Annotated in this window: 22 protein-coding genes, 1 tRNA gene and 1 pseudogene; 6 read left to right on the top strand and 18 right to left on the bottom strand. The window is 40.8% G+C overall.

Annotated elements, in window-relative coordinates:
* Positions 1–397: 397 nt before the first annotated feature.
* The 4 genes and pseudogenes from STYK_RS03460 to codY all read right to left on the bottom strand — a co-directional run bounded on the left by STYK_RS03460 (position 398) and on the right by codY (position 3,095).
* A pseudogene (locus STYK_RS03460) lies at positions 398–1,356 on the bottom strand (Rpn family recombination-promoting nuclease/putative transposase).
* Positions 1,357–1,565: 209 nt separating this feature from the next.
* Positions 1,566–1,651: transfer RNA gene (locus STYK_RS03455), tRNA-Leu, on the bottom strand.
* Between the two features lie 80 nt (positions 1,652–1,731).
* A complete protein-coding gene (locus STYK_RS03450) occupies positions 1,732–2,307 on the bottom strand; it encodes a cysteine hydrolase family protein (protein WP_261805245.1) in 576 nt (191 codons plus the stop codon).
* Positions 2,307–3,095, bottom strand: a complete 789-nt coding sequence (gene codY / locus STYK_RS03445; protein WP_000940740.1) for a GTP-sensing pleiotropic transcriptional regulator CodY — start codon at positions 3,093–3,095, stop codon at positions 2,307–2,309. Before codY ends, STYK_RS03450 begins: the two co-directional genes overlap by 1 nt.
* 320 nt (positions 3,096–3,415) lie before the next feature.
* On the opposite strand from codY, the gene STYK_RS03440 reads away from it, so the two are divergent.
* Positions 3,416–4,764, top strand: a protein-coding gene (locus tag STYK_RS03440; protein ID WP_261804648.1) for an IS3 family transposase whose coding sequence is annotated in 2 segments (ribosomal slippage) — positions 3,416–3,857 and positions 3,857–4,764 — 1,350 coding nt in all. Because the reading frame shifts where the segments join, the coding sequence is not laid out codon by codon here.
* 48 nt (positions 4,765–4,812) lie between these two features.
* Here STYK_RS03440 and cshA read toward each other — a convergent pair.
* Complete coding sequence (gene cshA / locus STYK_RS03435) at positions 4,813–6,378, bottom strand: degradosome RNA helicase CshA (protein ID WP_000671119.1); 1,566 nt, start codon at positions 6,376–6,378, stop codon at positions 4,813–4,815.
* Between the two features lie 329 nt (positions 6,379–6,707).
* Here cshA and STYK_RS03430 point away from each other — a divergent pair, with 329 nt between their 5' ends.
* From STYK_RS03430 to STYK_RS03415, 4 genes are all read left to right on the top strand, one after another.
* Complete coding sequence (locus STYK_RS03430; protein WP_004255717.1) at positions 6,708–8,024, top strand: FAD-containing oxidoreductase; 1,317 nt, start codon at positions 6,708–6,710, stop codon at positions 8,022–8,024.
* A gap of 98 nt (positions 8,025–8,122) precedes the next feature.
* Entirely contained in the window at positions 8,123–9,466 is a 1,344-nt protein-coding gene (murT, locus tag STYK_RS03425; RefSeq protein WP_261805244.1) for a lipid II isoglutaminyl synthase subunit MurT, read from the top strand.
* Positions 9,466–10,248, top strand: a complete 783-nt coding sequence (gene gatD / locus STYK_RS03420; protein ID WP_061087747.1) for a lipid II isoglutaminyl synthase subunit GatD — start codon at positions 9,466–9,468, stop codon at positions 10,246–10,248. Before murT ends, gatD begins: the two co-directional genes overlap by 1 nt.
* Positions 10,249–10,375: 127 nt before the next feature.
* Positions 10,376–11,458: a M24 family metallopeptidase gene (locus tag STYK_RS03415; protein ID WP_261805243.1), complete on the top strand. Its 1,083-nt coding sequence runs from the start codon at positions 10,376–10,378 to the stop codon at positions 11,456–11,458.
* A gap of 69 nt (positions 11,459–11,527) precedes the next feature.
* Here STYK_RS03415 and STYK_RS03410 read toward each other — a convergent pair.
* The 9 genes from STYK_RS03410 to STYK_RS03370 all read right to left on the bottom strand — a co-directional run bounded on the left by STYK_RS03410 (position 11,528) and on the right by STYK_RS03370 (position 18,593).
* A protein-coding gene (locus tag STYK_RS03410) for an IS3 family transposase (protein ID WP_155455683.1) occupies positions 11,528–12,879 on the bottom strand; the annotation gives its coding sequence in 2 pieces (ribosomal slippage) (positions 11,528–12,438 and positions 12,438–12,879; 1,353 coding nt in all).
* 123 nt (positions 12,880–13,002) lie between these two features.
* Complete coding sequence (locus tag STYK_RS03405; RefSeq protein ID WP_125447610.1) at positions 13,003–13,464, bottom strand: ECF transporter S component; 462 nt, start codon at positions 13,462–13,464, stop codon at positions 13,003–13,005.
* On the bottom strand, positions 13,442–14,215 hold the full coding sequence (locus STYK_RS03400; RefSeq protein ID WP_000794766.1) for a bifunctional hydroxymethylpyrimidine kinase/phosphomethylpyrimidine kinase: 774 nt from the start codon (positions 14,213–14,215) through the stop codon (positions 13,442–13,444). Before STYK_RS03400 ends, STYK_RS03405 begins: the two co-directional genes overlap by 23 nt.
* Positions 14,205–14,954, bottom strand: a complete 750-nt coding sequence (truA, locus tag STYK_RS03395) for a tRNA pseudouridine(38-40) synthase TruA (RefSeq protein ID WP_023946244.1) — start codon at positions 14,952–14,954, stop codon at positions 14,205–14,207. The genes STYK_RS03400 and truA overlap by 11 nt, the downstream gene beginning before the upstream one ends.
* Before the next feature lie 99 nt (positions 14,955–15,053).
* A complete protein-coding gene (locus tag STYK_RS03390) occupies positions 15,054–16,205 on the bottom strand; it encodes an MFS transporter (RefSeq protein ID WP_023946242.1) in 1,152 nt (383 codons plus the stop codon).
* Positions 16,206–16,329: 124 nt separating this feature from the next.
* Positions 16,330–16,959, bottom strand: coding sequence for a Pr6Pr family membrane protein (locus tag STYK_RS03385; protein ID WP_261805242.1), 630 nt, complete (start codon positions 16,957–16,959; stop codon positions 16,330–16,332).
* Between the two features lie 2 nt (positions 16,960–16,961).
* Positions 16,962–17,300 carry a zinc ribbon domain-containing protein YjdM gene (locus tag STYK_RS03380; protein ID WP_001061582.1) on the bottom strand — a complete coding sequence of 113 codons (339 nt, stop codon included), beginning with the start codon at positions 17,298–17,300 and terminating at the stop codon, positions 16,962–16,964.
* Positions 17,301–17,430: 130 nt separating this feature from the next.
* A complete protein-coding gene (gene cmk / locus STYK_RS03375; protein ID WP_261805241.1) occupies positions 17,431–18,102 on the bottom strand; it encodes a (d)CMP kinase in 672 nt (223 codons plus the stop codon).
* Positions 18,103–18,110: 8 nt separating this feature from the next.
* The gene (locus STYK_RS03370) at positions 18,111–18,593 is read right to left on the bottom strand and encodes an SAG1386/EF1546 family surface-associated protein (protein ID WP_261805240.1); all 483 of its coding nucleotides are present in this window, start codon (positions 18,591–18,593) and stop codon (positions 18,111–18,113) included.
* Positions 18,594–18,638: 45 nt separating this feature from the next.
* Between STYK_RS03370 and STYK_RS03365 the strand changes: the two genes are divergently transcribed.
* Positions 18,639–18,845, top strand: a complete 207-nt coding sequence (locus STYK_RS03365; RefSeq protein ID WP_000705155.1) for a ferredoxin — start codon at positions 18,639–18,641, stop codon at positions 18,843–18,845.
* A 50-nt stretch (positions 18,846–18,895) separates the two neighbouring features.
* Here STYK_RS03365 and STYK_RS03360 read toward each other — a convergent pair whose 3' ends face one another.
* Genes STYK_RS03360 through STYK_RS03345 form a run of 4 tightly spaced genes read right to left on the bottom strand, consistent with a single transcriptional unit; the run spans position 18,896 to position 22,228 of the window.
* Complete coding sequence (locus tag STYK_RS03360; protein WP_315972289.1) at positions 18,896–19,861, bottom strand: glycosyltransferase family 2 protein; 966 nt, start codon at positions 19,859–19,861, stop codon at positions 18,896–18,898.
* 1 nt (position 19,862) lies between these two features.
* A complete protein-coding gene (galE, locus tag STYK_RS03355) occupies positions 19,863–20,882 on the bottom strand; it encodes a UDP-glucose 4-epimerase GalE (RefSeq protein WP_120718596.1) in 1,020 nt (339 codons plus the stop codon).
* Entirely contained in the window at positions 20,861–21,118 is a 258-nt protein-coding gene (locus STYK_RS03350; RefSeq protein WP_261805238.1) for a hypothetical protein, read from the bottom strand. Before STYK_RS03350 ends, galE begins: the two co-directional genes overlap by 22 nt.
* Before the next feature lie 6 nt (positions 21,119–21,124).
* Positions 21,125–22,228, bottom strand: coding sequence for an NAD(P)/FAD-dependent oxidoreductase (locus STYK_RS03345; RefSeq protein WP_261805237.1), 1,104 nt, complete (start codon positions 22,226–22,228; stop codon positions 21,125–21,127).
* Positions 22,229–22,238: the final 10 nt, after the last annotated feature.

Here is a 22,238-nt window from a genome sequence, read left to right as displayed (position 1 = left end):
CCTTTCATTGTATCACAGACCAATTTTCCTCAAAAGAGTACACAAAAACCTGAAATACATAATATATCAACCCTATAGTAATACTTTTCCAGAAAGAAATCAAGTATAAACCTAGATGAAGATAAGATTACAAATGCAGCAAAAATACCGATATGACAGCATTTTTCTGTAATTATATATATATATACATGCACACCCTTATATATCAGCTTTATTATGGATAATATTTTAAATTTAATATAAATAAAAAGACAGATTCTATCTATAGAAAGACAAAATCTGCCATTTTTTCTATATAAAATCAGCAAATCCATTCTGCTGAAAATCGTGAAATACGATGTGAATTTCCGACCACTCTGATAGAATTTTGAGGGAAAATCTAAATATATTCCCTAACTTACAAAAGCTCCTCAAACTCAGCGACGGTCATACCCAATTGCTGGCTGGCAACCTCGGAAGTCAGAAGACCTTTGCGGACTAGATTTAGTAAACCTACTTTTAATCCCTCTTCGATACCCTCAGCTCGACCACGTTCAAGACCCTCAGTTCGTCCTTGTTCAAGTCCTTGTTCAAGACCCTCTGCACGACCCCTCTGTAAACCTTTTTCTTCAGCTTGTTCCAAGGCATAGTCCTGGGCTAATAAGGCTTGTTCTTCACGCATACGTAGTTGACTAAACATTTTCCTGTCCTCCTCGGACCAGCTTTTGTAGTCTAGCAGTTGGTCTGCTTGGCTGATGGCTCGCTCTGGTTGCTGGGTAAAGGGTTTGTTGCCGAAAAACTCCAACCACGGCTTGCGAACCTCGTCTTTGCTGGTTTCTCTGTATTTTTTAGTTCCAAGAACGCCATCTTAACCAGATGGTGTTCCTGTCCATTGTTTGTAATTGTTAAAACCTCCCCTGTCATGTCCTCGCGCATACTAAAACTATGAAAAGCCAAGTCATCTGAGAAATAATTGCTGTCTACAATTGCAATAGCATAAACGGGTGCGATGTGTTTGTAACTCTGGTGTGTATCACCTTCCCGTTGGCGAATTTTTTCTAGGTTTTGATTGACCTGACTGCACAGGTAAGCCCACAGGCGATTAATGAAAAAATTCTGATGATGCACCTGAATCTCAATGATAACTTGGGTCCCATTGTCCAACTCCGCCAAAACGTCTATACTGGTATAGAAATCCTGTGCTGAGTACGGCATGGAAGGCAAGACATGAATGTTACTCCCCTCCAAAATGGTCACATTTTTGGCTGGTAAATCCAACATATCGCGGATAAATTGACAAGTGATTTCTGGATTGCTAAAGATTTTCTTAGCTACCAAATCATTAGTTGGGCTAATGCCCGGATGTCTGAGAATCATCCTTTTCCTCCTTTTATTATACCACAGTTTTAAATCTAGGTTGACTAGATTCTATGGTTCTATCTATTTATTCGGAAAAAGTAGAAAGAGTAGAGAAAATTAGGAGAAATTTCAAACTATATGATTTATCTGAAAGTGAGAGGCATTCACCATAGATATTATAACCCTGATAAAAATAAAAGAGCTAGCCTAAGCTAACTCTTATCCTATGCGGAGAGAGGGACTTGAACCCTCACGACCTAAAGCGGTCACAGGATCCTTAGTCCTGCGCGTCTGCCAATTCCGCCATCCCCGCGTCGATTACTTTACTAGTATATCAACTTTTGGGATGCTTGTCAACACTTTTTTTCAAATTTTTTCATTTCATCAACCAAATTACTCAGAAAGTTCATTTAACTTTTCATCTACTAACTTAGCTCCAAGTGTATTTTTGAAATGACCTAGAGCAAATTGATGATTTTCAGGCCAGATGGAAGCAACGGCTGGTTGAACAATTTCGATATCATATCCTAGATTATAAGCATCTATAGCTGTATGTAGGACACAGATATCCGTTAAGACACCTGTTAAGATAACTGTAGAAACGCGACGCTCTCTCAGACGGATATCCAAATCAGTCCCTGAAAATGCTGAGTAATGGCGTTTATCCATCCAAAAGACTCGACTGTCTGAACCATGCTCTTGATAAAAGGTCCCCAAATCTCCATATAAATTGCGTCCACTAGTCCCAATCAAATTGTGAGGAGGAAATAATTTACTTTCTGGATGGAAACAATCATTTTCTTCGTGAGCATCGATGGTAAAGAAGATATAGACTCCACGTTCAAAAGCCAATCGAGTTACCTTGCTGATGGCATCTGAAATTGCCTGAGCTGGAGCGCCTGCTGTCAATTTTCCACTATCAGCCACAAAATCTTCTGTATAATCAATCGAAATTAAAGCCTTAGTCATTAGTAATCTCTTTTCTTCACTTCTTCAAAAATATCTGAAATCAAGACCTTAAGATAGGTTCCCTTCATTCCAAGCGAGCGACTTTCAATAATCCCAGCGGACTCAAGTTTACGAAGGGCATTGACAATCACAGAGCGGGTAATTCCGATACGGTCTGCAATTACAGACGCAGTTAACTGCCCTTCATTTCCATTTAATTCTCCTAAAATTGCTGAAACAGCACGAAGTTCGGAGTAAGAAAGGGTATTAACCGCCATGGTAACAGCAGTACGGCGACGAATATTTTTCTCATCTTCTTCACGCTGGAAGTTGAGGAGTTGAATCCCAACAACGGTACTAGCAATCTCAACAAGAATCAAGTCCTCATCTTCGAATTTCTTATCATTACGCCAAATAATCAAAGAACCAAGGCGAATCCCTGATACATGAATCGGTGCAATGGTCGTCAAGCCATCTGGAAAATCCGAACGACTCTCTACAGGGAAAATACTCAAATCATGATCAACTGTCAGATTTGCTTCTGTATCGTAAATCATGTTCGCACCTTGAATGTAGTCATCCGGGAAAATCTTAGTTTGGAAGAACTGCTCTACGCGATCTGTATTTGTTTTATAACGCATAAAATAGCCAAGGAGACGTCCCTTGCTATTGACGATGCAGGCGTTACAATCAATAATATCTGCCAATTGACGGGTAATCGCATTGTAAGGAAGTTCTTCCTGCAACTGCTCCTCCGAGCGCTTCAGGATAGAAGTAATTTTTCTAGTTTTTTCTAATAAATGTGCCATTTTTCACCTCGAATATAATCGCTATCATTATAACATAAACAGCTTGAATTTTCAATTATTATCTGAAAATTGCTTATTTAATTGCAATTTAGACTAGCTGAAATATTTTAGAAAATTATGTTTTCTTATTGACAACCTAATTTATATTTGATATCATATCATTATAAGAAGGTGGATTGATAATACCTTTCCATTTCACCTATCCTTTGCTATCACCATCTTCTTTCACCCTTGGTCTCCTTATATAAAAAAAGCGATTCATTTTGAACTGCACCCCAAAAGTTAGACAGAAAAAATCTAACTTTTGGGGTGTTTTTATTATGAAATTAACTTATGATGATAAAGTTCAGATCTATGAACTTAGAAAACAAGGCTATAGCTTGGAGAAGCTTTCAAATAAATTTGGGATAAACAATTCTAATATTAGGTACATGATTAAATTGATTGATCGTTACGGAATAGAGTTCGTCAAAAAAGAAAAAAATCGTTACTATTCTCCTGAATTAAAACAAGAAATGATTGATAAAGTTCTACATGAAAACTGGTCTCAAGATAGAGTTTCTCTCGAATATGCTCTCCCAAATCGTGGTATGCTTCCAAATTGGATGGCACAATACAAGAAAAACGGGTATACTATTGTTGAGAAAACAAAAGGGAGACCATCTAAAATGGGACGTAAACCAAAGAAGAAACCCGAAGAGATGACAGAGTTAGAACGACTTCAAGCAGAAAACGAGTATCTGAGAGCGGAGAATGCTGTCCTAAAAAAGTTGAGAGAACTCCGCTTGAAGGAGGAAAAAGAGAAAGAAGAAAGACAGAAATTGTTCAAGAATTAATCACTGATTTTTCGTTAGATATTCTTCTAAAAACCATTAAACTCGCTCGTTCGACCTACTACTATCATTTGAAACAGCTAGACAAACCAGATAAGGATCAAAAGCTTAAAGCTGAAATTCAAGCTATTTTTACCGAACAAAAAGGAAATTACGGATATCGTCGAATCCATTTAGAATTAAGAAATCGTGGTTATGTGGTCAATCATAAAAGAGTTCAACGCTTGATGAAAGTGCTCAATTTACAAGCTAGAATCCGCAAGAAACGCAAGTATTCTTCTCATAAAGGAGATGTTGGCAAGAAAGCAGACAACCTTATTCAACGCCAATTTGAAGCAGCTAAACCAATGGAAAAGTGTTATACGGACGTGACAGAATTTGCCATTCCAGCAAGCGCTCAAAAGCTTTACTTATCACCAGTTTTAGATGGCTTTAATAGCGAAATTATCGCCTATAATCTTTCAACTTCACCCAACTTAGAACAAGTAAAAACAATGTTGGAACAAGCATTCACAGAGAAGCGCTACGAGAATACGATTCTCCATAGTGACCAAGGCTGGCAATATCAACACGATTCTTATCATCAGTTTCTAGAGGGTAAGGGAATTCAAGCATCCATGTCACGTAAAGGTAACAGCCCAGACAACGGCATGATGGAATCTTTCTTTGGCATTCTGAAATCGGAGATGTTTTATGGTTATGAGAAGTCATTTCAGTCGCTTAAGCAATTGGAACAAGCCATTGTAGACTATATTGATTACTACAACAATAAACGAATTAAGGTAAAACTAAAAGGACTTAGCCCTGTGCAATACAGAACTAAATCCTTTGGATAAATTAATTGTCTAACTTTTTGGGGTCAGTACATTTTGAACCGCTTTTTCTTATTTATCGCCCTTGTTACGAATAACAAAGCCTGTTTGCTTTTCACTTGAAGTATTGCGTGGTTTTTTATTATCCTTACGATAACGTTTTTCCTTATCATAACGATCATTTCCACGACTGCCGTTTTTGAAATCATCACGGCGACCATTGCCACGGCGTTCGCGATCACGACGGTCATCTCCACGACGACCTCCCTTACCTTTACCACCGAAGCCATTACCTGATGGTTTAAATGGCAGTGGTTTTTCACGCGCAATCTCCACTTCAGGAAGGCTATCTGGATCTTGGACAGTCAGACTCAAGATATACATGGCCAATTCTTCTGGAGTAAATTCAGCAGCCAACTTGCGAGCATCCTTACCAAATTTCTCAAAGTTGCCACGGATTGTCTCATCTGCAAAATCACGTTCGATTTTCTTGAGTGCAACCTGTTTCTTAGCTTGGAAGGCTTCTTCTGCACTTGCAGGTTTAAGACCTTTCATGCGCTTCTTAGTCAAGTTTTCAATAATTTGAAGGTAACCCATTTCGTTTGGAGCAACAAAGGTAATCGATTGACCTGATTTACCAGCACGACCTGTACGACCGATACGGTGAACATAACTTTCAGGATCTTGTGGAATATCGTAATTATAGACATGAGTTACACCTGAAATATCCAAACCACGCGCTGCCACGTCTGTTGCAACCAAAACATCTAGATTGCCGTTTTTGAAGTCACGAAGGACACGAAGACGTTTGTTTTGGTCTAGGTCTCCATGAATTCCTTCTGCACGGAAGCCACGGATTTTCAAACCACGAGTCAATTCATCTACACGACGTTTGGTACGACCAAATACGATAGCAAGTTCTGGTTGTTCCACATCCATAAGACGAGTCATGGTATCAAATTTTTCTTGCTCTTTAACTCGGATATAGTATTGGTCAACCAATTCTGTTGTCAATTCCTTAGCAGCAATCTTCACATGCTCAGGTTCTTTCATAAACTGAACACCAATACGTTTGATGGCATCTGGCATAGTTGCTGAGAAAAGTAAGGTTTGACGGTTTTCAGGGACACGAGAAATGATAGCTTCGATATCTTCAAGGAAGCCCATGTTGAGCATTTCATCCGCTTCGTCAAGGATAAGAGTTTCAATATCTTGTAATTTCAAAGCCTTGCGTTTAATCAAGTCCAAGAGACGACCTGGAGTTCCCACCACGATATGGGCACCAGATTTTAAAGCCTTAATTTGTTTTTCAATGCTTGATCCGCCATATACTGAGCGAACTTTGACTCCCTTACTACGACCAAAGCGGAAGAGTTCTTCTTGACTTTGGACAGCTAGTTCACGAGTTGGAGCGATAACCAAAGCTTGGATGGTCGCTTCTTCTGTACGAATTTTTTCAAGGGTAGGCAAGCCAAAGGCTGCAGTTTTTCCTGTACCAGTCTGAGCTTGACCGATAACGTCCTTACCTTCAAGGGCCAAGGGAATGGTTTGTTCTTGGATCGGACTGGCTTCTACAAAACCAGCTTTTTCAATCTCTGCTAGCAAATCAGCAGACAAGTTTAATTCATTAAATTTCACGATATTCTTCTTTCTAAAGGTGGTGCGAAGCCACCCTATAGGGCTTAGTTTATACTTTTCTTTTTATGACGTATTTTCATATACTGGATATAAAATCGTGTTGCTTCTTTTCCACAAAAGAAAAGTACTGTTTTCTTTGCAACCTATCTAGTATAACACAAGAGAGAAGCAAAAGATAGCCCAATCTATCGATAAACTCATGTAAACGATTTTTCAGAGAAAATAAGGATGAAATTTCCACTATTTCATAAACTTTTTTAAAGCGTAGCAGAATTGTGCAAAAGTTTTTTTCTTATGCTAGAATGAAATTCGAATAGGAGGAACTCTAAATGTTAACTTATGATTTAATCGTTATCGGATTTGGTAAAGCTGGTAAAACACTAGCAGGTAAATTGGCTTCAGCTGGTAAAAAAGTTGCCCTCGTTGAACGTAGCAAAGCTATGTACGGTGGAACTTGTATCAACATCGGTTGTATCCCAACTAAAACTTTGCTGGTTGCTGCTGAGAAAGACTTGTCTTTTGAAGAAGTGATTGCTACCAAAAACACTATCACTAGTCGCCTCAACGGTAAAAACTATGCGACTGTTGCTGGTACAGGCGTCGATATCTTTGATGCGGAAGCTCACTTCCTTTCAAATAAAGTCATCGAAATCCAAGCTGGTGATGAAAAGAAAGAACTGACTGCTGAAACAATCGTCATCAACACTGGTGCTGTTTCAAACGTCTTGCCAATCCCTGGACTTGCTACAAGCAAAAACGTCTTTGACTCAACAGGTATCCAAAACTTGGACAAATTACCTGAAAACCTTGGAGTCCTTGGTGGTGGAAATATCGGTCTTGAATTTGCCGGCCTATACAACAAACTTGGAAGCAAGGTTACAGTCCTAGATGCCTTGGATACTTTCCTTCCTCGTGCAGAACCTTCCATCGCAGCTCTTGCTAAACAATACATGGAAGAAGACGGTATTGAATTGCTTCAAAATATCCGTACTACTGAAATCAAAAACGACGGTGACCAAGTGCTCGTTGTGACTGAAAACGAAACTTACCGTTTCGATGCCCTTCTCTACGCAACAGGACGTAAACCAAACGTAGAACCACTTCAACTTGAAAATACAGATATTGAACTAACTGAACGTGGTGCTATTAAAGTAGACAAACATTGTCAAACAAACGTTCCTGGTGTCTTTGCAGTTGGAGATGTCAACGGTGGCCTTCAATTTACTTACATTTCACTTGATGACTTCCGTGTTGTTTACAGCTACCTTGCTGGAGATGGCAGCTACACGCTTGAAGATCGTCTCAATGTACCAAACACCATGTTTATCACACCTGCCCTTTCACAAGTCGGTTTGACTGAAAGCCAAGCAGCTGATTTGAAACTTCCATACGCCGTTAAGGAAATTCCTGTTGCAGCCATGCCTCGTGGTCACGTGAACGGAGACCTTCGCGGAGCCTTCAAAGCTGTGGTTAATACTGAAACAAAAGAAATTCTTGGAGCAAGCATCTTCTCAGAAGGATCTCAAGAAATCATCAACATCATTACTGTTGCTATGGACAACAAGATTCCTTACACTTACTTTACAAAACAAATCTTCACTCACCCAACCTTGGCTGAGAACTTGAATGACTTGTTTGCGATTTAAGTTGCAATCTCATCTTAACTGACAGCCCTCTTTGGGCTGTTTTTACTTCTGCGGAACCTCAAATCTGTCTTTTCCTTCTTTTATGATATAATAGAAACATGAAATTAAAAACTACTTTGGGCCTTCTTGCTGGGCGTTCTTCCCACTTCATTTTAAGCCGTCTTGGCCGTGGAAGTACGCTCCCAGGAAAACTTGCCCTTCAATTTGATAAAGATATTTTACAAAACCTAGCTAAGAACTACGAGATTGTCGTGGTCACTGGAACCAATGGAAAAACCTTGACAACTGCCCTCACTGTCGGCATTTTAAAAGAAGTTTATGGTCAAGTTCTGACCAACCCAAGCGGTGCCAACATGATTACAGGAATTGCGACAACCTTCTTAACAGCCAAATCTTCTAAAACTGGGAAAAATATTGCCGTTCTAGAAATCGATGAAGCCAGTCTATCTCGTATCTGTGACTATATCCAGCCAAGCCTTTTTGTCATCACGAATATCTTCCGTGACCAGATGGACCGCTATGGTGAAATTTACACAACTTACAAGATGATTTTGGATGCTATTCGTAAGGTACCTACTGCCACTGTTCTCCTTAATGGAGACAGTCCACTTTTCTACAAACCGGATATTCCAAATCATGTGCAGTATTTTGGGTTTGACTTAGAAAAAGGACCCGCTCGAGAAGCTCACTACAATACCGAAGGAATTCTCTGTCCTGACTGCCAAGGTATCCTCAAATACGAGCACAATACCTATGCAAACTTGGGTGCCTATATCTGTGAAGGTTGTGGATGTAAACGTCCTGATTTAGACTATCGCTTGACAGACTTGGTTGAGTTGACCAACAATCGCTCTCGCTTTGTCATTGACGGACAAGAATATGGCATTCAAATCGGTGGTCTCTACAATATCTACAACGCCTTAGCTGCAGTTGCCATCGCCCGTTTCCTTGGTGCAGATTCACAACTAATCAAGCAAGGATTTGATAAGAGCCGTGCTGTCTTTGGTCGTCAGGAAACCTTCCATATCGGTGACAAGGAATGCACCCTCGTCTTGATTAAAAATCCAGTCGGTGCGACCCAAGCTATCGAAATGATTAAACTAGCACCTTATCCATTTAGTCTATCTGTTCTCCTAAATGCCAACTATGCAGATGGAATTGATACCAGCTGGATCTGGGATGCTGATTTTGAACAAATCACTGAGATGGACATTCCTGAAATCAACGCTGGCGGTGTTCGCCATTCTGAAATCGCTCGTCGTCTACGAGTGACAGGCTATCCAGCTGACAAGATTACCGAAACAAGTAGTTTGGAACAAGTTCTTAAAACGATTGAAGCCCAAGATTGTAAGCATGCCTATATCCTTGCGACTTACACTGCTATGCTGGAATTCCGAGAATTACTAGCCAATCGTCAACTTGTTAGAAAGGAGATGAACTAATGGTTTATACTTCACTTTCCTCAAAAGACGGCAACTATCCTTACCAGCTAAATATCGCCCACCTCTATGGTAACCTCATGAACACATACGGAGATAATGGGAATATCCTCATGCTCAAGTATGTAGCTGAAAAGTTGAGTGCTCACGTAACAGTTGACATCGTTTCTCTCCACGATGATTTCGATGAAAATCACTACGACATCGCCTTTTTCGGCGGTGGTCAAGACTTTGAACAAAGCATCATTGCTGGTGATTTGCCTGCTAAAAAAGAAAGCATTGACAACTTCATCCAAAATAATGGTGTCGTCCTTGCTATCTGTGGAGGTTTCCAACTATTGGGTCAATACTATATCGAAGCTTCTGGAAGACGTATCGAAGGTCTAGGTGTCATGGGACACTACACTCTCAATCAAACTAACAACCGCTTTATCGGTGATATTAAAATTCATAACGAAGATTTCGATGAAACCTACTTTGGCTTTGAGAACCACCAAGGCCGTACCTTCCTCTCAGATGACCAAAAACCACTCGGTCAGGTCGTCTATGGAAATGGAAACAACGAAGAAAAGGTCGGCGAAGGGGTTCATTATAAGAATGTCTTTGGCTCCTACTTCCACGGACCTATCCTCTCTCGTAATGCTAATCTGGCCTATCGCCTAGTCACTACTGCTCTCAAGAAAAAGTACGGACAGGACATCCAACTCCCTGCCTATGAGGACATCCTCAGCCAAGAAATCGCTGAAGAATACAGCGACGTCAAAAGCAAGGCTGACTTTTCTTAAACAAAGGAAAATGATATCAAAGAACTCCGTTATCTTGTCGGAGTTCTTTTTGTCTTTTCTTTTACCCTTCTCCCTTGCATTTTCTCACTTTTTTTGCCAAAATAGAGGGGTAGAAAGAAGGTAGCATATGTCTAAATTACAACAAATCGTAACATATCTTGAATCAGAAAAACTAGACGTCGCTGTCGTATCTGACCCCGTCACAATCAATTACCTCACTGGCTTTTACAGTGATCCCCATGAACGCCAAATGTTCCTTTTTGTCCTAGCAGATCAAGAACCCCTCCTCTTTGTCCCAGCCCTTGAAGTTGAGCGTGCTACTAGCACTGTTTCCTTCCCAGTTGTGGGCTATGTGGATTCTGAAAATCCATGGCAAAAAATGAAACATGCTCTTCCACAGCTTGACTTCAAACGTGTCGCTGTTGAGTTTGACAATCTCATCTTGACCAAATATCATGGCTTGAAAATAGTCTTTGAAACTGCTGAGTTTGAAAACCTCACACCTCGTATCCAACGCATGCGCCTCATCAAATCAGCTGACGAAGTGCAAAAAATGATGGTTGCAGGTCTCTATGCGGACAAGGCTGTTAATGTTGGTTTTGATAATATTTCTCTTGATAAGACAGAGACAGATATCATCGCTCAAATCGACTTTGCCATGAAACGTGAAGGTTATGAAATGAGCTTTGATACCATGGTCTTGACTGGTGATAATGCCGCAAATCCACACGGTATTCCAGCAGCAAACAAGGTTGAAAATGACGCCCTTCTCCTCTTTGACCTTGGTGTTCTCGTCAACGGCTATGCTTCAGATATGACTCGTACAGTCGCTGTTGGTAAACCAGACCAATTCAAGAAAGACATTTATAACTTGACTCTTGAAGCCCAACAAGCTGCTCTTGACTTTATCAAGCCGGGTGTGACTGCCCATGAAGTGGACCGCGCTGCCCGTGAGGTCATCGAAAAAGCTGGTTACGGTGAGTACTTCAACCACCGTCTTGGTCACGGTATCGGTATGGATGTCCACGAATTCCCATCTATCATGGAAGGAAACGACATGATTATCGAAGAAGGCATGTGCTTCTCTGTTGAACCAGGTATCTATATCCCTGGTAAAGTCGGTGTCCGTATCGAAGACTGCGGTGTTGTTACCAAGGATGGCTTTGACCTCTTTACAAGCACCAGCAAAGACTTGCTTTATTTTGATTAATATTCTTTGAAAATCTTCCCACAATAAAACGCATAGTATGTACTGACCCCAAAAAGTTAGACAATTAATTTATCCAAAGGATTTAGTTCTGTATTGCACAGGGCTAAGTCCTTTTAGTTTTACCTTAATTCGTTTATTGTTGTAGTAATCAATATAGTCTACAATGGCTTGTTCCAATTGCTTAAGCGACTGAAACGACTTCTCATAACCATAAAACATTTCGGATTTTAAAATGCCAAAGAAGGACTCCATCATACCATTATCTGGGCTATTGCCCTTACGCGACATAGATGCTTTAATTCCCTTACCCTCTAGGAACCGATGATACGAATCGTGTTGGTATTGCCATCCTTGGTCACTATGAAGAACAGTATTCTCGTAGTGTTTCTCTGTGAAGGCCTGTTCCAACATCGTTTTTACTTGTTCTAAATTAGGAGAACAAGAAAGATTAAAAGCAATAATTTCGCTGTTAAAGCCATCTAAAACAGGCGATAAATACAATTTCTGCGTGCTATTTGGAATGGCAAATTCTGTCACATCTGTGTAGCACTTTTCCATTGGTCTCGATGCTTCAAACTGGCGTTGAATGAGATTCTCTGCTTTCTTGCCAATCTCTCCTTGGTAGGAAGAATACTTTCGTCTCCGACGAATTCGAGCTATTAAACCAAGGAGCTTCATCAGACGTTGAACTTTCTTATGATTCACTACAAAACCACGATTTCTTAGTTCAAGAGTAACTCTCCGATAGCCATAATTTCCTTTATGGTCATTATAAATGGCATGAATTTCGGTTTTAAGCTCTTTATCTTTGTCAAGTCCATCTAGTTTCTTCAACTGATAGTAGTAAGTTGAGCGAGGTAAACGAGCCGCTTCAAGAAGTAAATCTAGTCGAAATCCTCCTGAAGCCATTTCTCTAATTGTCTCTGCCTTTCTTGCTGTATGGCTTCGTCCCTGTCTTCCAGCTCTTTTAACTTTTTTAAGTAAGCAACCTCGGTACGTAAGCGTTCATTCTCCTCTTGGAGTCGCTCTAGTTCTGTCATTTCCTTCCAAGTTTTCTTCCGTTTACGTCCCATTTTAGGTACTCTCCCTCTTGTTTTCTCAACAATAGTATACCCGTTTTTCCTGTATTGTGCTAGCCAATTAAGAAGTATCGTACGACTTGGGAGGCCGTATTCAAGAGAAACTCTATCTTTAGTCCAGCCTTCATGTAAGACTTTATGAATCATTTCTTGTTTTAAATCAGGAGAATAGTAACGATTTTTCCCTTTTTTGACGAACTCTATTCCGTAACGATCAATCAATTTAATCATGTACCTAATATTAGAATTGTTTATCCCAAATTTATTTGAAAGCTTCTCCAAGCTATAGCCTTGTTTTCTAAGTTCATAGATCTGAACTTTATCATCATAAGTTAATTTCATAATAAAAACACCCCAAAAGTTAGATTTTTTCTGTCTAACTTTTGGGGTGCAGTTCAGTATTAAGGTTTTTCAACACCTGATACTATGCGTTTTTCTGATTTTTAAAACTTTTCTCCAGCCGCTTTACTTAATTTTCTTAATACTCTGACTAAGCACAAACCCTACAACCATTCCCACGATATTTTGCATGAAATTTGGTAAAATTTCTGGTAGAGCTGCAGCCCAGCCATTCATCAATGTAGAGCCCAAGGCGTAACCCCCTACCATGGCAATCGTTGCTAAGATAAGGCCTAACCACTGAGTTTTTCCTTTAAATCCTGCGAAAAATCCCTGCAAGCCATGGTTGACCAAGCTAAAGAACATCCACTGAGGATAGCCTGATAAGAGGTCAATCAAGAAACCTGCTAGTCCTCCTACTACAGCCCCTTCACGACTACCAAAGTAGAAGGCCGTAAAGAAGACACCCGCATCTAAAAGAGTTAAAATGCCTGTCGGTGTTGGAATTTTTAAGAAATAACCTAGAACCACAGAGAGGGCGGTTAAGAGGGATACAAGGGCGATTTTAGTTGTTTTGGTTTGCTTCATATTGTCTTACTCCATACTGATCTGCTTGTGCAATAGAACGATAAACGAAATCCTTAGAGCTTTCTACTGCTGGTAAAAGTTCATCACCTTTAACCAAGTGACTGGCAATGCTAGAGGCAAAGGTACAACCTGCACCAGCATTTTGCCCTTGAATGACAGGATTTTCTAGGACTGTAAAGTTTTGTCCATCATAAAAGACATCTACAGCCTTGTCCTGACTAAGGCGATTGCCTCCCTTGATAATGACTGCTGGCGCTCCTAATTCATGCAATTTCTGCGCTGCAGCTTTCATGTCTTCCAAGGTTTTGATTTCCTGACCAGTCAATAATTCTGCTTCAGGAAGATTAGGCGTAATCACACTGACATAAGGGAAAAAGCGAATCAACTCTTGACAGAGTTCACTTACAGCTACGTCGTGTGTTTCCTTGCAGACCAAGACAGGGTCCAGAACCACAGGCACTCCTGGGCATTGCTTGATAAAGTCCAAGGCCTTCTCAGCCACACTGACAGTTGGTAGAAGACCAATCTTAATCCCCCCAAACTCCACATCACGCAAGCTATCTAATTCATGTTGAAAAATGGTATCGTCAGTTGGAAAGACTTCAAAGCCCTTTTCCGTCAAGGCTGTCAAACAAGTCACTGCTACAAAGCCATGCAAGCCGTTCAAGGTATAAGTAGCCAAATCAGCTGACAAACCACCACCACTAAAAATATCATTTCCAGAAAGTGCTAAAATACGATTATTCTTCATAACGAATCTCCTTTAAATATAAACCATTTGGTGCTGCAGTGGGACCTGCAAGCTGCCTGTCCTTTTTCTCCAAGATGAGGTCAATCTGCTCTACTGGCATGCGGTTATTGCCGATTTTAAGCAGTGTCCCCACCATATTACGAATCTGCTTATACAAGAAACCATTTCCTGAAAAGGTAAAGGTCAAAAACTGGCCTGTCTCATCAACCCTAAGACTAGCTTCTGTGATGGTGCGAACCTTATCCTCTACACTAGTCCCAGAGGCTGTAAAGCCGGTGAAATCATGAGTGCCTTCTAATTTTTTGATAGCCTCCCGCATCCGTTCCACATCAAGCGGATAAGGAAAGTGGGTGGCATAGTGACGGCGCATCGGATTTTTGGGACGGCCCCTATCCACGATAAACTCATAGGTCTTACTGTGCTTAGCATAACGGCAATGAAAATCATCCGCCACAAGCTCAATCGAAATCACATCAATATCTTCAGGGGACTGAGTGTCTAGAGCAAAACGGAGCTTCTCCTCATCCATTTGATAAGGCAGGTTAAAATGAATAACCTGTCCCAGGGCATGAACCCCACTATCTGTCCTACCAGCACCGTGAACAGTAATGGCTTGCCCTTTATTTAACTTGGTCAAGGTTTTTTCAATTTCTTCCTGAACACTACGCGCATGAGGCTGGCGCTGAAAACCAGCAAAGGCGTAACCATCATAGGAAATAGTTGCTTTATATCTTGTCATAACTTCTATTTTATCAAGAAATTAGTCTGTAAACAAGGCCCTAAATCAAATAGTGTCTGGGTACAAAAATCCAAAAAAGAAAAACTTAGGAAACCAATCCTAAGCTCTCTTTTGAAGTAGGTACATGACAAAGATAGAGGTTACAATTAACCAAGATCCTAAGATAGCAAAGACCAACATCCCATTGTGAGTTAATAAGCCAATTGCACCTAGAACGAATGGAGTCGTAAAGGCTCCGAAACTACAGCCTAAAACTGCAAATGAGGTTGCTTGATTGAGGAGTTTAGCTGGAATTCTTTCAGAGACAAGTTGAAAGACTGTCGTCAAGGCTACACTGTAGGCAAAGCCAGCCAGAATACTTCCTGCCACTACCACCCACAAGGATGGAGACAAGGCAATCACAATTTGCCCCAAGCCGAAGGTAATACCAGACCAGAGGAGCAGTTTCTCTTTAAATATTGAAATCAGGAAAGAAAAACTCACACCAGCCACAATCCCGATCAACTGCATGACACTAAGAACAAAACTAGATAACTGGGCATCTCCCAGTCCTCTTTCCACCATCAGACTTGGAATACGGATGGTAATAGCTGTATTGGTACAAACTACAACCGCCGCTTCAATAGCTAAGATAAAAATCAAGCCCTTCATTTCCCGAGTTAAGCGACTTGCTTCCTTCGTTTTTTTCTTGACTTCTTTCTTTTCTTTTCCATAAGGTACAAAGAGCAGATAAAGGATCAGAACTAAAAATCCAGCACTATAAGCTAAGAAAGTAGCTGTCCAACCAAAGGCCAACAATTGGCCGACTGCCAAGGTAATGAGAGAAGCCCCAACGACCTCTGCAGAACCGCGTAGCCCTAACATCTGAATTCTCGTTTTTCCTTGATAGCGTTCACTGATAATAGAAATGGCCTTGGCATTGATCATCCCAACACCTAAACCAAAAAGAATCCGTGTTCCAAAGACAAAAGGATAAGCTTGGTACCAAAAGGGAGCAGTTCCACTTAGTGATAAAATCAGCAATCCCAAACTGATCTGTAAGCGCTCAGGAAATATTTTTTCTAAGAAACCATTTAGTAATAACATAATCATGATTCCAAAGGAAGGCAAGCTCGCCAAGAGCTCAATTTGTTCCTTAGGATAACCTTGATAATAGTCAAACATGGCTGGCAGAGCACTCGAGATGGAAAAGGACGTAATCAAAACGAGGGAGAGAGCCAAAATACTGGCCCGTTCTAAAAATTGTTTCATGAAATCTCTTTCTATATTTCTCTTAATCTTCTACTTTTTTGATAGTCATCAAACAAGCAAGAAAAGAAGAAGCCTCTTTAGTGTACAGACTCCTTCTTAAACTCGAAAATGAATCCCTTGTGTCTTAGGATGATTTTCTCTTGATTTGCTTAATAAAGTAGAAGATAAATCCTGCCACCATATAAGCAACAAAGATAATCAGACACCACTTGAACACGACATCCCAACCCTTGTTCACATTCAAAAAGAAGTACGGGAAGGGACTGACCTTAGAATTAGGAACATCAAGTTTCAATACCAAGCCATTAAAAAGAGCAAAAATCATATACAGCAAGGGTAAAATCGTCCACACAATTGGGTCCCAAATCTTGTATTGACCCTGTTTGTCAAAAAAGAGGGTATCTGCTAAAAACCAGAGGGGAACGATATAGTGGCAAAGGAAATTTTCTAGAGCATAGAAATTAGTCGCAATAGGCGCTAAAAGGAAATGGTAAATCACACAGGTAATCATGATACTCATGGTGACCCCACCTTTTAAGCGCAAGAGACTTGGTCTTTGCCAGTTTTCACCTAAACGGCTCATAACCTTTAGGAGATAGAGCGTAAAAATCGCGACTAAAAGGTTGGACAGAACCGTATAATAGAGTAACATCCCAAATCCACCATGCTTGGCGATTTCAAGATAAACTCCCGTAAAAGCCGCTAGAAACAAGAAGATACGGCTATAAAATACAAGTTTATAGTGTTTTGACATGCTTAAATTTTCTTCACAAACTCTGATTTGAGTTTCATGGCACCGAAGCCATCGATTTTACAGTCGATATTGTGGTCGCCTTCTACGATGCGGATATTCTTCACGCGCGTCCCTTGTTTCAAATCTTTTGGCGCACCTTTTACTTTTAAGTCCTTGATGAGAGTTACTGTATCACCGTCAGCCAATTTATTTCCGTTGGCATCGATAGCAACAATGCCCTCTTCTACATCTGCAACTTCAGCAGGATTCCACTCATGAGCACACTCTGGGCAAACCAGTAGGGCACCGTCTTCGTAGACATACTCTGAGTTACATTTTGGGCAATTTGGTAGGTTGTTCATGTTTTCTCCTTATCATCATTCACTATTCTTTGAAAATCAAAATTTCTCGAACAGCAACTATTATACCTTAAAATCAGCATTTTGACAAATTTAGAAAAAAACCGATATCAATCTATCGGCTTCTCTACATTTACATTCTTTTTTCAGCTTCTGCTTTGATTTTTTCAACTACTTCTTGAATGTTCAAGCCAGTTGTATCAAGATAGACAGCGTCCTCTGCTTGTTTAAGTGGAGAAGTCTCACGATGACTATCCTTGTAGTCACGCGCAGCAATTTCCGCTTTCAAGGTTTCAAGGTCTGTTTCAATTCCCTTGGCAATATTTTCCTTGTAACGACGCTCTGCTCTCTCATCAACAGAGGCTACTAGGAAAATCTTGAGTTCTGCTTGTGGCAATACAACAGTCCCAATATCGCGACCATCCATGACAATCCCACCTTGCTGGGCAATCTCTTGTTGGAGAGAAACTAGTTTCTCACGTACTTCAGGAATTGCTGCAATAGCTGAAACGTGATTGGTCACTTGATTTTCACGGATAGGATGGGTAATATCCACATCCCCTACAAAGACAAGTTGTTCTCCAGTTTCTGAGCGCCCAAAACTGATTGGATGCTGGTCCAATAAGGCTAAAAGTTCCTCAATCTCTTCCACTCCTAACTGGTGTTTCAGAGCCATATAGGTCGCTGCACGATACATAGCACCTGTATCTAGATAGGTGTAACCAAAATCCTTAGCGATAATCTTTGCGACCGTACTCTTGCCACTTGAAGCAGGACCGTCAATAGCAATTTGAATTGTTTTCATATCAACTCCTATTTGATTTTGACAACATCACCTGGATTAGCAAACCAAGATCCTGTAGCCATGTGCCCAGGATTCAAGGCTTCTAACTGTGCAATGGAGATTCCAGTACGAGCTGCAATAGCTGCTTCTCCTTCTCCAGCCAAGACTTTTGTCGTCCCTTCTGGATCTGTTGAATGTTCTGAGCTAGTAGATGATTCTTCCTTATCCTCTGAACTAGAAGATGCCTGCTCTGAGCTACTAGAAGATGAAATCTGTACTACACTTGCATCAGAATCGTGAAAATCTTTCAAGGCTGCTGTGCGATTACTCCCACCCGATGAAAGATAGATCAGAACAATAATCATCACGACTACAATCACAAAGAAAATACTTGCTAAGATAGTTAAGATACGGTTAGCAACGACTCCTCCACCTTGTTCTCTCTTACGACGTTGTGTTCTTGTTTCCTCTTGATTTTCATAAATATCTTCTTGCCACGGTTCTTTTGCCATACCTTACTCCTTGTTTTTTTTTACTTTTCTTATTACAATATAAATATGAAAATCACACTTATACCTGAACGATGTATCGCCTGTGGGCTTTGCCAAACTTATTCTGATTTATTTGATTACCACGATAATGGAATCGTGCGTTTTTACGATGACCCTGACCAACTGGAAAAAGAAATTTCTCCTAGTCAGGATGTCTTAGAGGCTGTTAAAAATTGCCCAACTCGCGCCCTGATTGGAAACCAGGAAGCCTAAATCAATGGCGATAATCCACTCCCTCTAGTTTAGCATATTTCCATGCAAAATTATAGTCTTTTCTCTTTATTTTTTTCTGTAAAATCAGGAAGGTCACTTTTTTCTTTGACGAGATAAAGTGGTCTTTTTTTAGTCTCTAGATAAATCTTACTGATGTACTTGCCGAGAATCCCAATGGTCAAGAGTTGAATGCCCCCAAGAAAGAGAATGACTGCCATCAAAGAGGTCCAACCTGATGTCGGATTGCCCAAAATGAGGGTCCGAACCACAACAAAAAAGGTCATAAGCAGAGAAATAAAACAAGATAGTAGACCTGCCACAAAGGCGATAATCAAGGGAAAATCTGAAAAATTAACAATCCCTTCAATGGAGTAGAAAAAAAGTTGCCTAAAACTCCAACTGGTCTTACCAGCCTTCCTTTCGACATTTGGATAGTCCAGATAGTGGGTTTTAAAACCGACCCAGGCAAAGAGCCCCTTTGAAAAACGATTGGACTCAGTCAAGCTTAAAATGGCATCCACTACGGATCTTCTCATCATGCGAAAATCACGGACACCTGACGGCAAGGCTACTGGACTAATTTTTTGCATAAGGCGATAAAAGAGATTAGCACAAAAACTGCGAAAGAAGGGTTCTCCCTCCCGACTAGTTCTCCGTGTTCCCACACAGTCTAAATCTGCATTTTGGTCTAGTAAGGTTTTCATCTCTAGCAACATACTAGGAGGATCCTGGAGATCTGCATCCATCACCACCACTAGGTCTCCTGTCGCATATTGCAAGCCTGCATATAGAGCAGCTTCTTTGCCAAAATTTCGCGAGAAAGAAATATAATGAACTGCCGGATTTTGCTCCCGATAGGTCTTTAAGAGTTCCAAGGTCCCATCACTTGATCCATCGTCGACAAAGACATACTCGATTTCTGTTTCCAAATCTGGAAGTAAAGCTTCCAAAGCCTGATAAAAAAGAGGAAGTACTTCCTCTTCGTTTAAACAGGGGACAATGATTGACATCACCATCTTAGTCTTCAAATCCATTTGGATGCTTACTTTGCCAACGCCATGCGTCTTCACACATTTGGGTGATGCCGAGTTCTGCTTCCCAGCCCAGTTCTGCTTTGGCTTTTGCAGGATCTGAATAGCAGGCTGCGATATCTCCTGGACGGCGTTCTACGATGCGGTAAGGAATTGGACGTCCTACTGCTTTTTCCATGTTTTGGATAATTTCAAGAACAGAATAACCTTTACCTGTTCCAAGGTTATAAACGTTTAAACCTGAACCTTTTTGGATTTTTTTCAGAGCTGCAACGTGACCTTTAGCCAAGTCGACAACGTGGATATAATCGCGAACACCAGTTCCGTCTTCCGTATCGTAATCGTCTCCAAACACTTGCACTTGCTCTAATTTTCCAACGGCTACTTGCGTCACATATGGCAAGAGATTGTTTGGAATACCGTTTGGATTTTCTCCCAAATCACCACTCTCATGCGCTCCGATTGGGTTAAAGTAACGAAGCAAGACCACATTCCATTCTGAGTCTGCTTTGTAAATATCCGTCAAAATTTCCTCTAGCATAAGCTTGGTGCGGCCATATGGATTGGTCACTGAAAGTGGGAAATCTTCCAAGATTGGCACTGTATGAGGATCTCCATAAACTGTCGCAGAAGAACTGAAAATGATGTTTTTACAGTTGTTTTCTTCCATGACCTTCAAAAGACTAACAGTTCCAGCGATATTATTGTCATAGTAGGCAAGAGGGATACGTGTTGATTCGCCAACAGCCTTCAAACCAGCAAAGTGAATGACCCCTGTTGGTTCTTCTTGCTTGAAAATATCTCTGAGGGTATCTGTATCACGAATATCTGCCTCATAGAAAGGCACTTCAACTCCTGTAATTCTCTCAACAACTTCTAAACTTTTTCTATTACTATTAACAAGGTTATCCACCACAACAACTTGATGACCTGCTTGGATTAACTCAATAACTGTGTGGGTTCCGATAAAACCTGCTCCACCCGTTACCAAAATCTTTTCTTGCATCTTTTTTCCTCGATTCTCGGATTATTTTTTCTTATTTTACCATTTTTGATAGGGAATGTCATTTGCCATCCTAGAGGGAAGGCTAAAATTTCAGTAAAATGCTTATACTCTTCGAAAATCTCTTCAAACCACGTCAACGTCGCCTTGTTACTGACTTCGTCAGTTCTATCCATAACCTCAAAGCAGTGATTTGAGCAGCCCGCGGCTAGTTTCCTAGTTTGTTCTTTGATTTTCATTGAGTATTATTCGCTTTTTACTCGTTTGACATAGTTTTCAATTGGATAGTTTAGAGGGTCCAAGGTCATCTCCTTGCCTTGGATCAGTTGAGCTAGATGGTAACCAATGATAGGACCAGTTGTGAGGCCTGATGAACCTAGTCCACTAGCAGCATAGACACCTGCCAATCCTGGCACCTGCCCAAAGAAAGGTGAGAAATCACTGGTATAAGCACGGATTCCCACACGCTCAGTTCTTGAAGTCGCTTTAGCTAAAACTGGGTAATGAGGCAAGGCCGCCTCCTCCATTTGTTGAAGCAAGGTTTCATCTACCGTCAAATCAAATCCCATGTCATTTTCATGGGTAGCGCCTAAGGACAATTTCCCACCTGCAAAGGGAATCAAATCCCACTCCCCTTCTGGCATGATAACAGGGTAATCTTCCATGTCTTGGGCAAGCTGATAATCTCGGAGTTGCCCTTTTTGAGGACGGACATCCACAGCATAACTCAAGGGTTCTAATATCTGCCCCAACCAAGCTCCCGTCGCCAAAATAACCTGATCAAACACCTCTTCGCCAATCTGGTAACCTGATGATAAGGATGTCAAAGTAACTTTTTCTTTGACCAGCTTGACGTGGCTGGCTTCCAGCAAACGAGTCACCAAAAGTTGGCCATCTACTCTCGCTCCACCAGAAGCATAGAGCAAGCGATCAAATCCCTGCAAGCCAGGGAATAATTCATTAGCTGATGCTTGGTCCAGAATGGCTAATTGCCCTATCAAGGGAGACTTTTCTCTGCGCTCTAAGGCTAGTTGATAGAGTTCTTCCAACTTAGTTTCATCCTTTTTCAGGAGAAAGACTCCCGAACGTTGGTAAAAATCGATTTCTTGTCCTGACTTCTTTAAATCAGCCAACAAATCCACGTAAAAGTCACCCCCCAAGCGCGCCATCTTGTACCAGGCTTTATTACGTCGTTTTGAAAACCAAGGGCTGATAATTCCTGCTGCGGCCTTGGTAGCTTGACCTTGTCCGTGGTCAAAGACTGTCACCTCTAGTTCACTTTCTTTCGAGAGGTAGTAGGTAGCTGTTGCTCCCACAATTCCTGCTCCGATAATGGCAACTTTTTTCATTGTTTTCACT

The organism is Streptococcus toyakuensis, assembly GCF_024346585.1.
In the GTDB taxonomy this organism is placed as follows: Bacteria; Bacillota; Bacilli; order Lactobacillales; family Streptococcaceae; genus Streptococcus; species Streptococcus toyakuensis.
This window is presented reverse-complemented; position numbering and strand designations above follow the sequence as displayed.

Excerpts from the sequence above, each read along its gene's own strand:
- STYK_RS03345 (WP_261805237.1), bottom strand. The coding sequence starts at position 22,228 with ATGAAAAAAGTTGCCATTATCGGAGCAGGAATTGTGGGAGCAACAGCT.
- cmk (WP_261805241.1), bottom strand. The coding sequence starts at position 18,102 with ATGAAAACAATTCAAATTGCTATTGACGGTCCTGCTTCAAGTGGCAAG.
- STYK_RS03450 (WP_261805245.1), bottom strand. The coding sequence starts at position 2,307 with ATGACTAAGGCTTTAATTTCGATTGATTATACAGAAGATTTTGTGGCT.
- STYK_RS03380 (WP_001061582.1), bottom strand. The coding sequence starts at position 17,300 with ATGAACAACCTACCAAATTGCCCAAAATGTAACTCAGAGTATGTCTAC.
- truA (WP_023946244.1), bottom strand. The coding sequence starts at position 14,954 with ATGACAAGATATAAAGCAACTATTTCCTATGATGGTTACGCCTTTGCT.
- STYK_RS03370 (WP_261805240.1), bottom strand. The coding sequence starts at position 18,593 with ATGGCAAAAGAACCGTGGCAAGAAGATATTTATGAAAATCAAGAGGAA.
- STYK_RS03415 (WP_261805243.1), top strand. The coding sequence starts at position 10,376 with ATGTCTAAATTACAACAAATCGTAACATATCTTGAATCAGAAAAACTA.
- gatD (WP_061087747.1), top strand. The coding sequence starts at position 9,466 with ATGGTTTATACTTCACTTTCCTCAAAAGACGGCAACTATCCTTACCAG.
- STYK_RS03365 (WP_000705155.1), top strand. The coding sequence starts at position 18,639 with ATGAAAATCACACTTATACCTGAACGATGTATCGCCTGTGGGCTTTGC.
- codY (WP_000940740.1), bottom strand. The coding sequence starts at position 3,095 with ATGGCACATTTATTAGAAAAAACTAGAAAAATTACTTCTATCCTGAAG.
- murT (WP_261805244.1), top strand. The coding sequence starts at position 8,123 with ATGAAATTAAAAACTACTTTGGGCCTTCTTGCTGGGCGTTCTTCCCAC.
- STYK_RS03400 (WP_000794766.1), bottom strand. The coding sequence starts at position 14,215 with ATGAAGAATAATCGTATTTTAGCACTTTCTGGAAATGATATTTTTAGT.
- STYK_RS03350 (WP_261805238.1), bottom strand. The coding sequence starts at position 21,118 with ATGAAAATCAAAGAACAAACTAGGAAACTAGCCGCGGGCTGCTCAAAT.
- STYK_RS03390 (WP_023946242.1), bottom strand. The coding sequence starts at position 16,205 with ATGAAACAATTTTTAGAACGGGCCAGTATTTTGGCTCTCTCCCTCGTT.
- STYK_RS03385 (WP_261805242.1), bottom strand. The coding sequence starts at position 16,959 with ATGTCAAAACACTATAAACTTGTATTTTATAGCCGTATCTTCTTGTTT.
- galE (WP_120718596.1), bottom strand. The coding sequence starts at position 20,882 with ATGCAAGAAAAGATTTTGGTAACGGGTGGAGCAGGTTTTATCGGAACC.
- STYK_RS03430 (WP_004255717.1), top strand. The coding sequence starts at position 6,708 with ATGTTAACTTATGATTTAATCGTTATCGGATTTGGTAAAGCTGGTAAA.
- STYK_RS03360 (WP_315972289.1), bottom strand. The coding sequence starts at position 19,861 with ATGGTGATGTCAATCATTGTCCCCTGTTTAAACGAAGAGGAAGTACTT.
- STYK_RS03405 (WP_125447610.1), bottom strand. The coding sequence starts at position 13,464 with ATGAAGCAAACCAAAACAACTAAAATCGCCCTTGTATCCCTCTTAACC.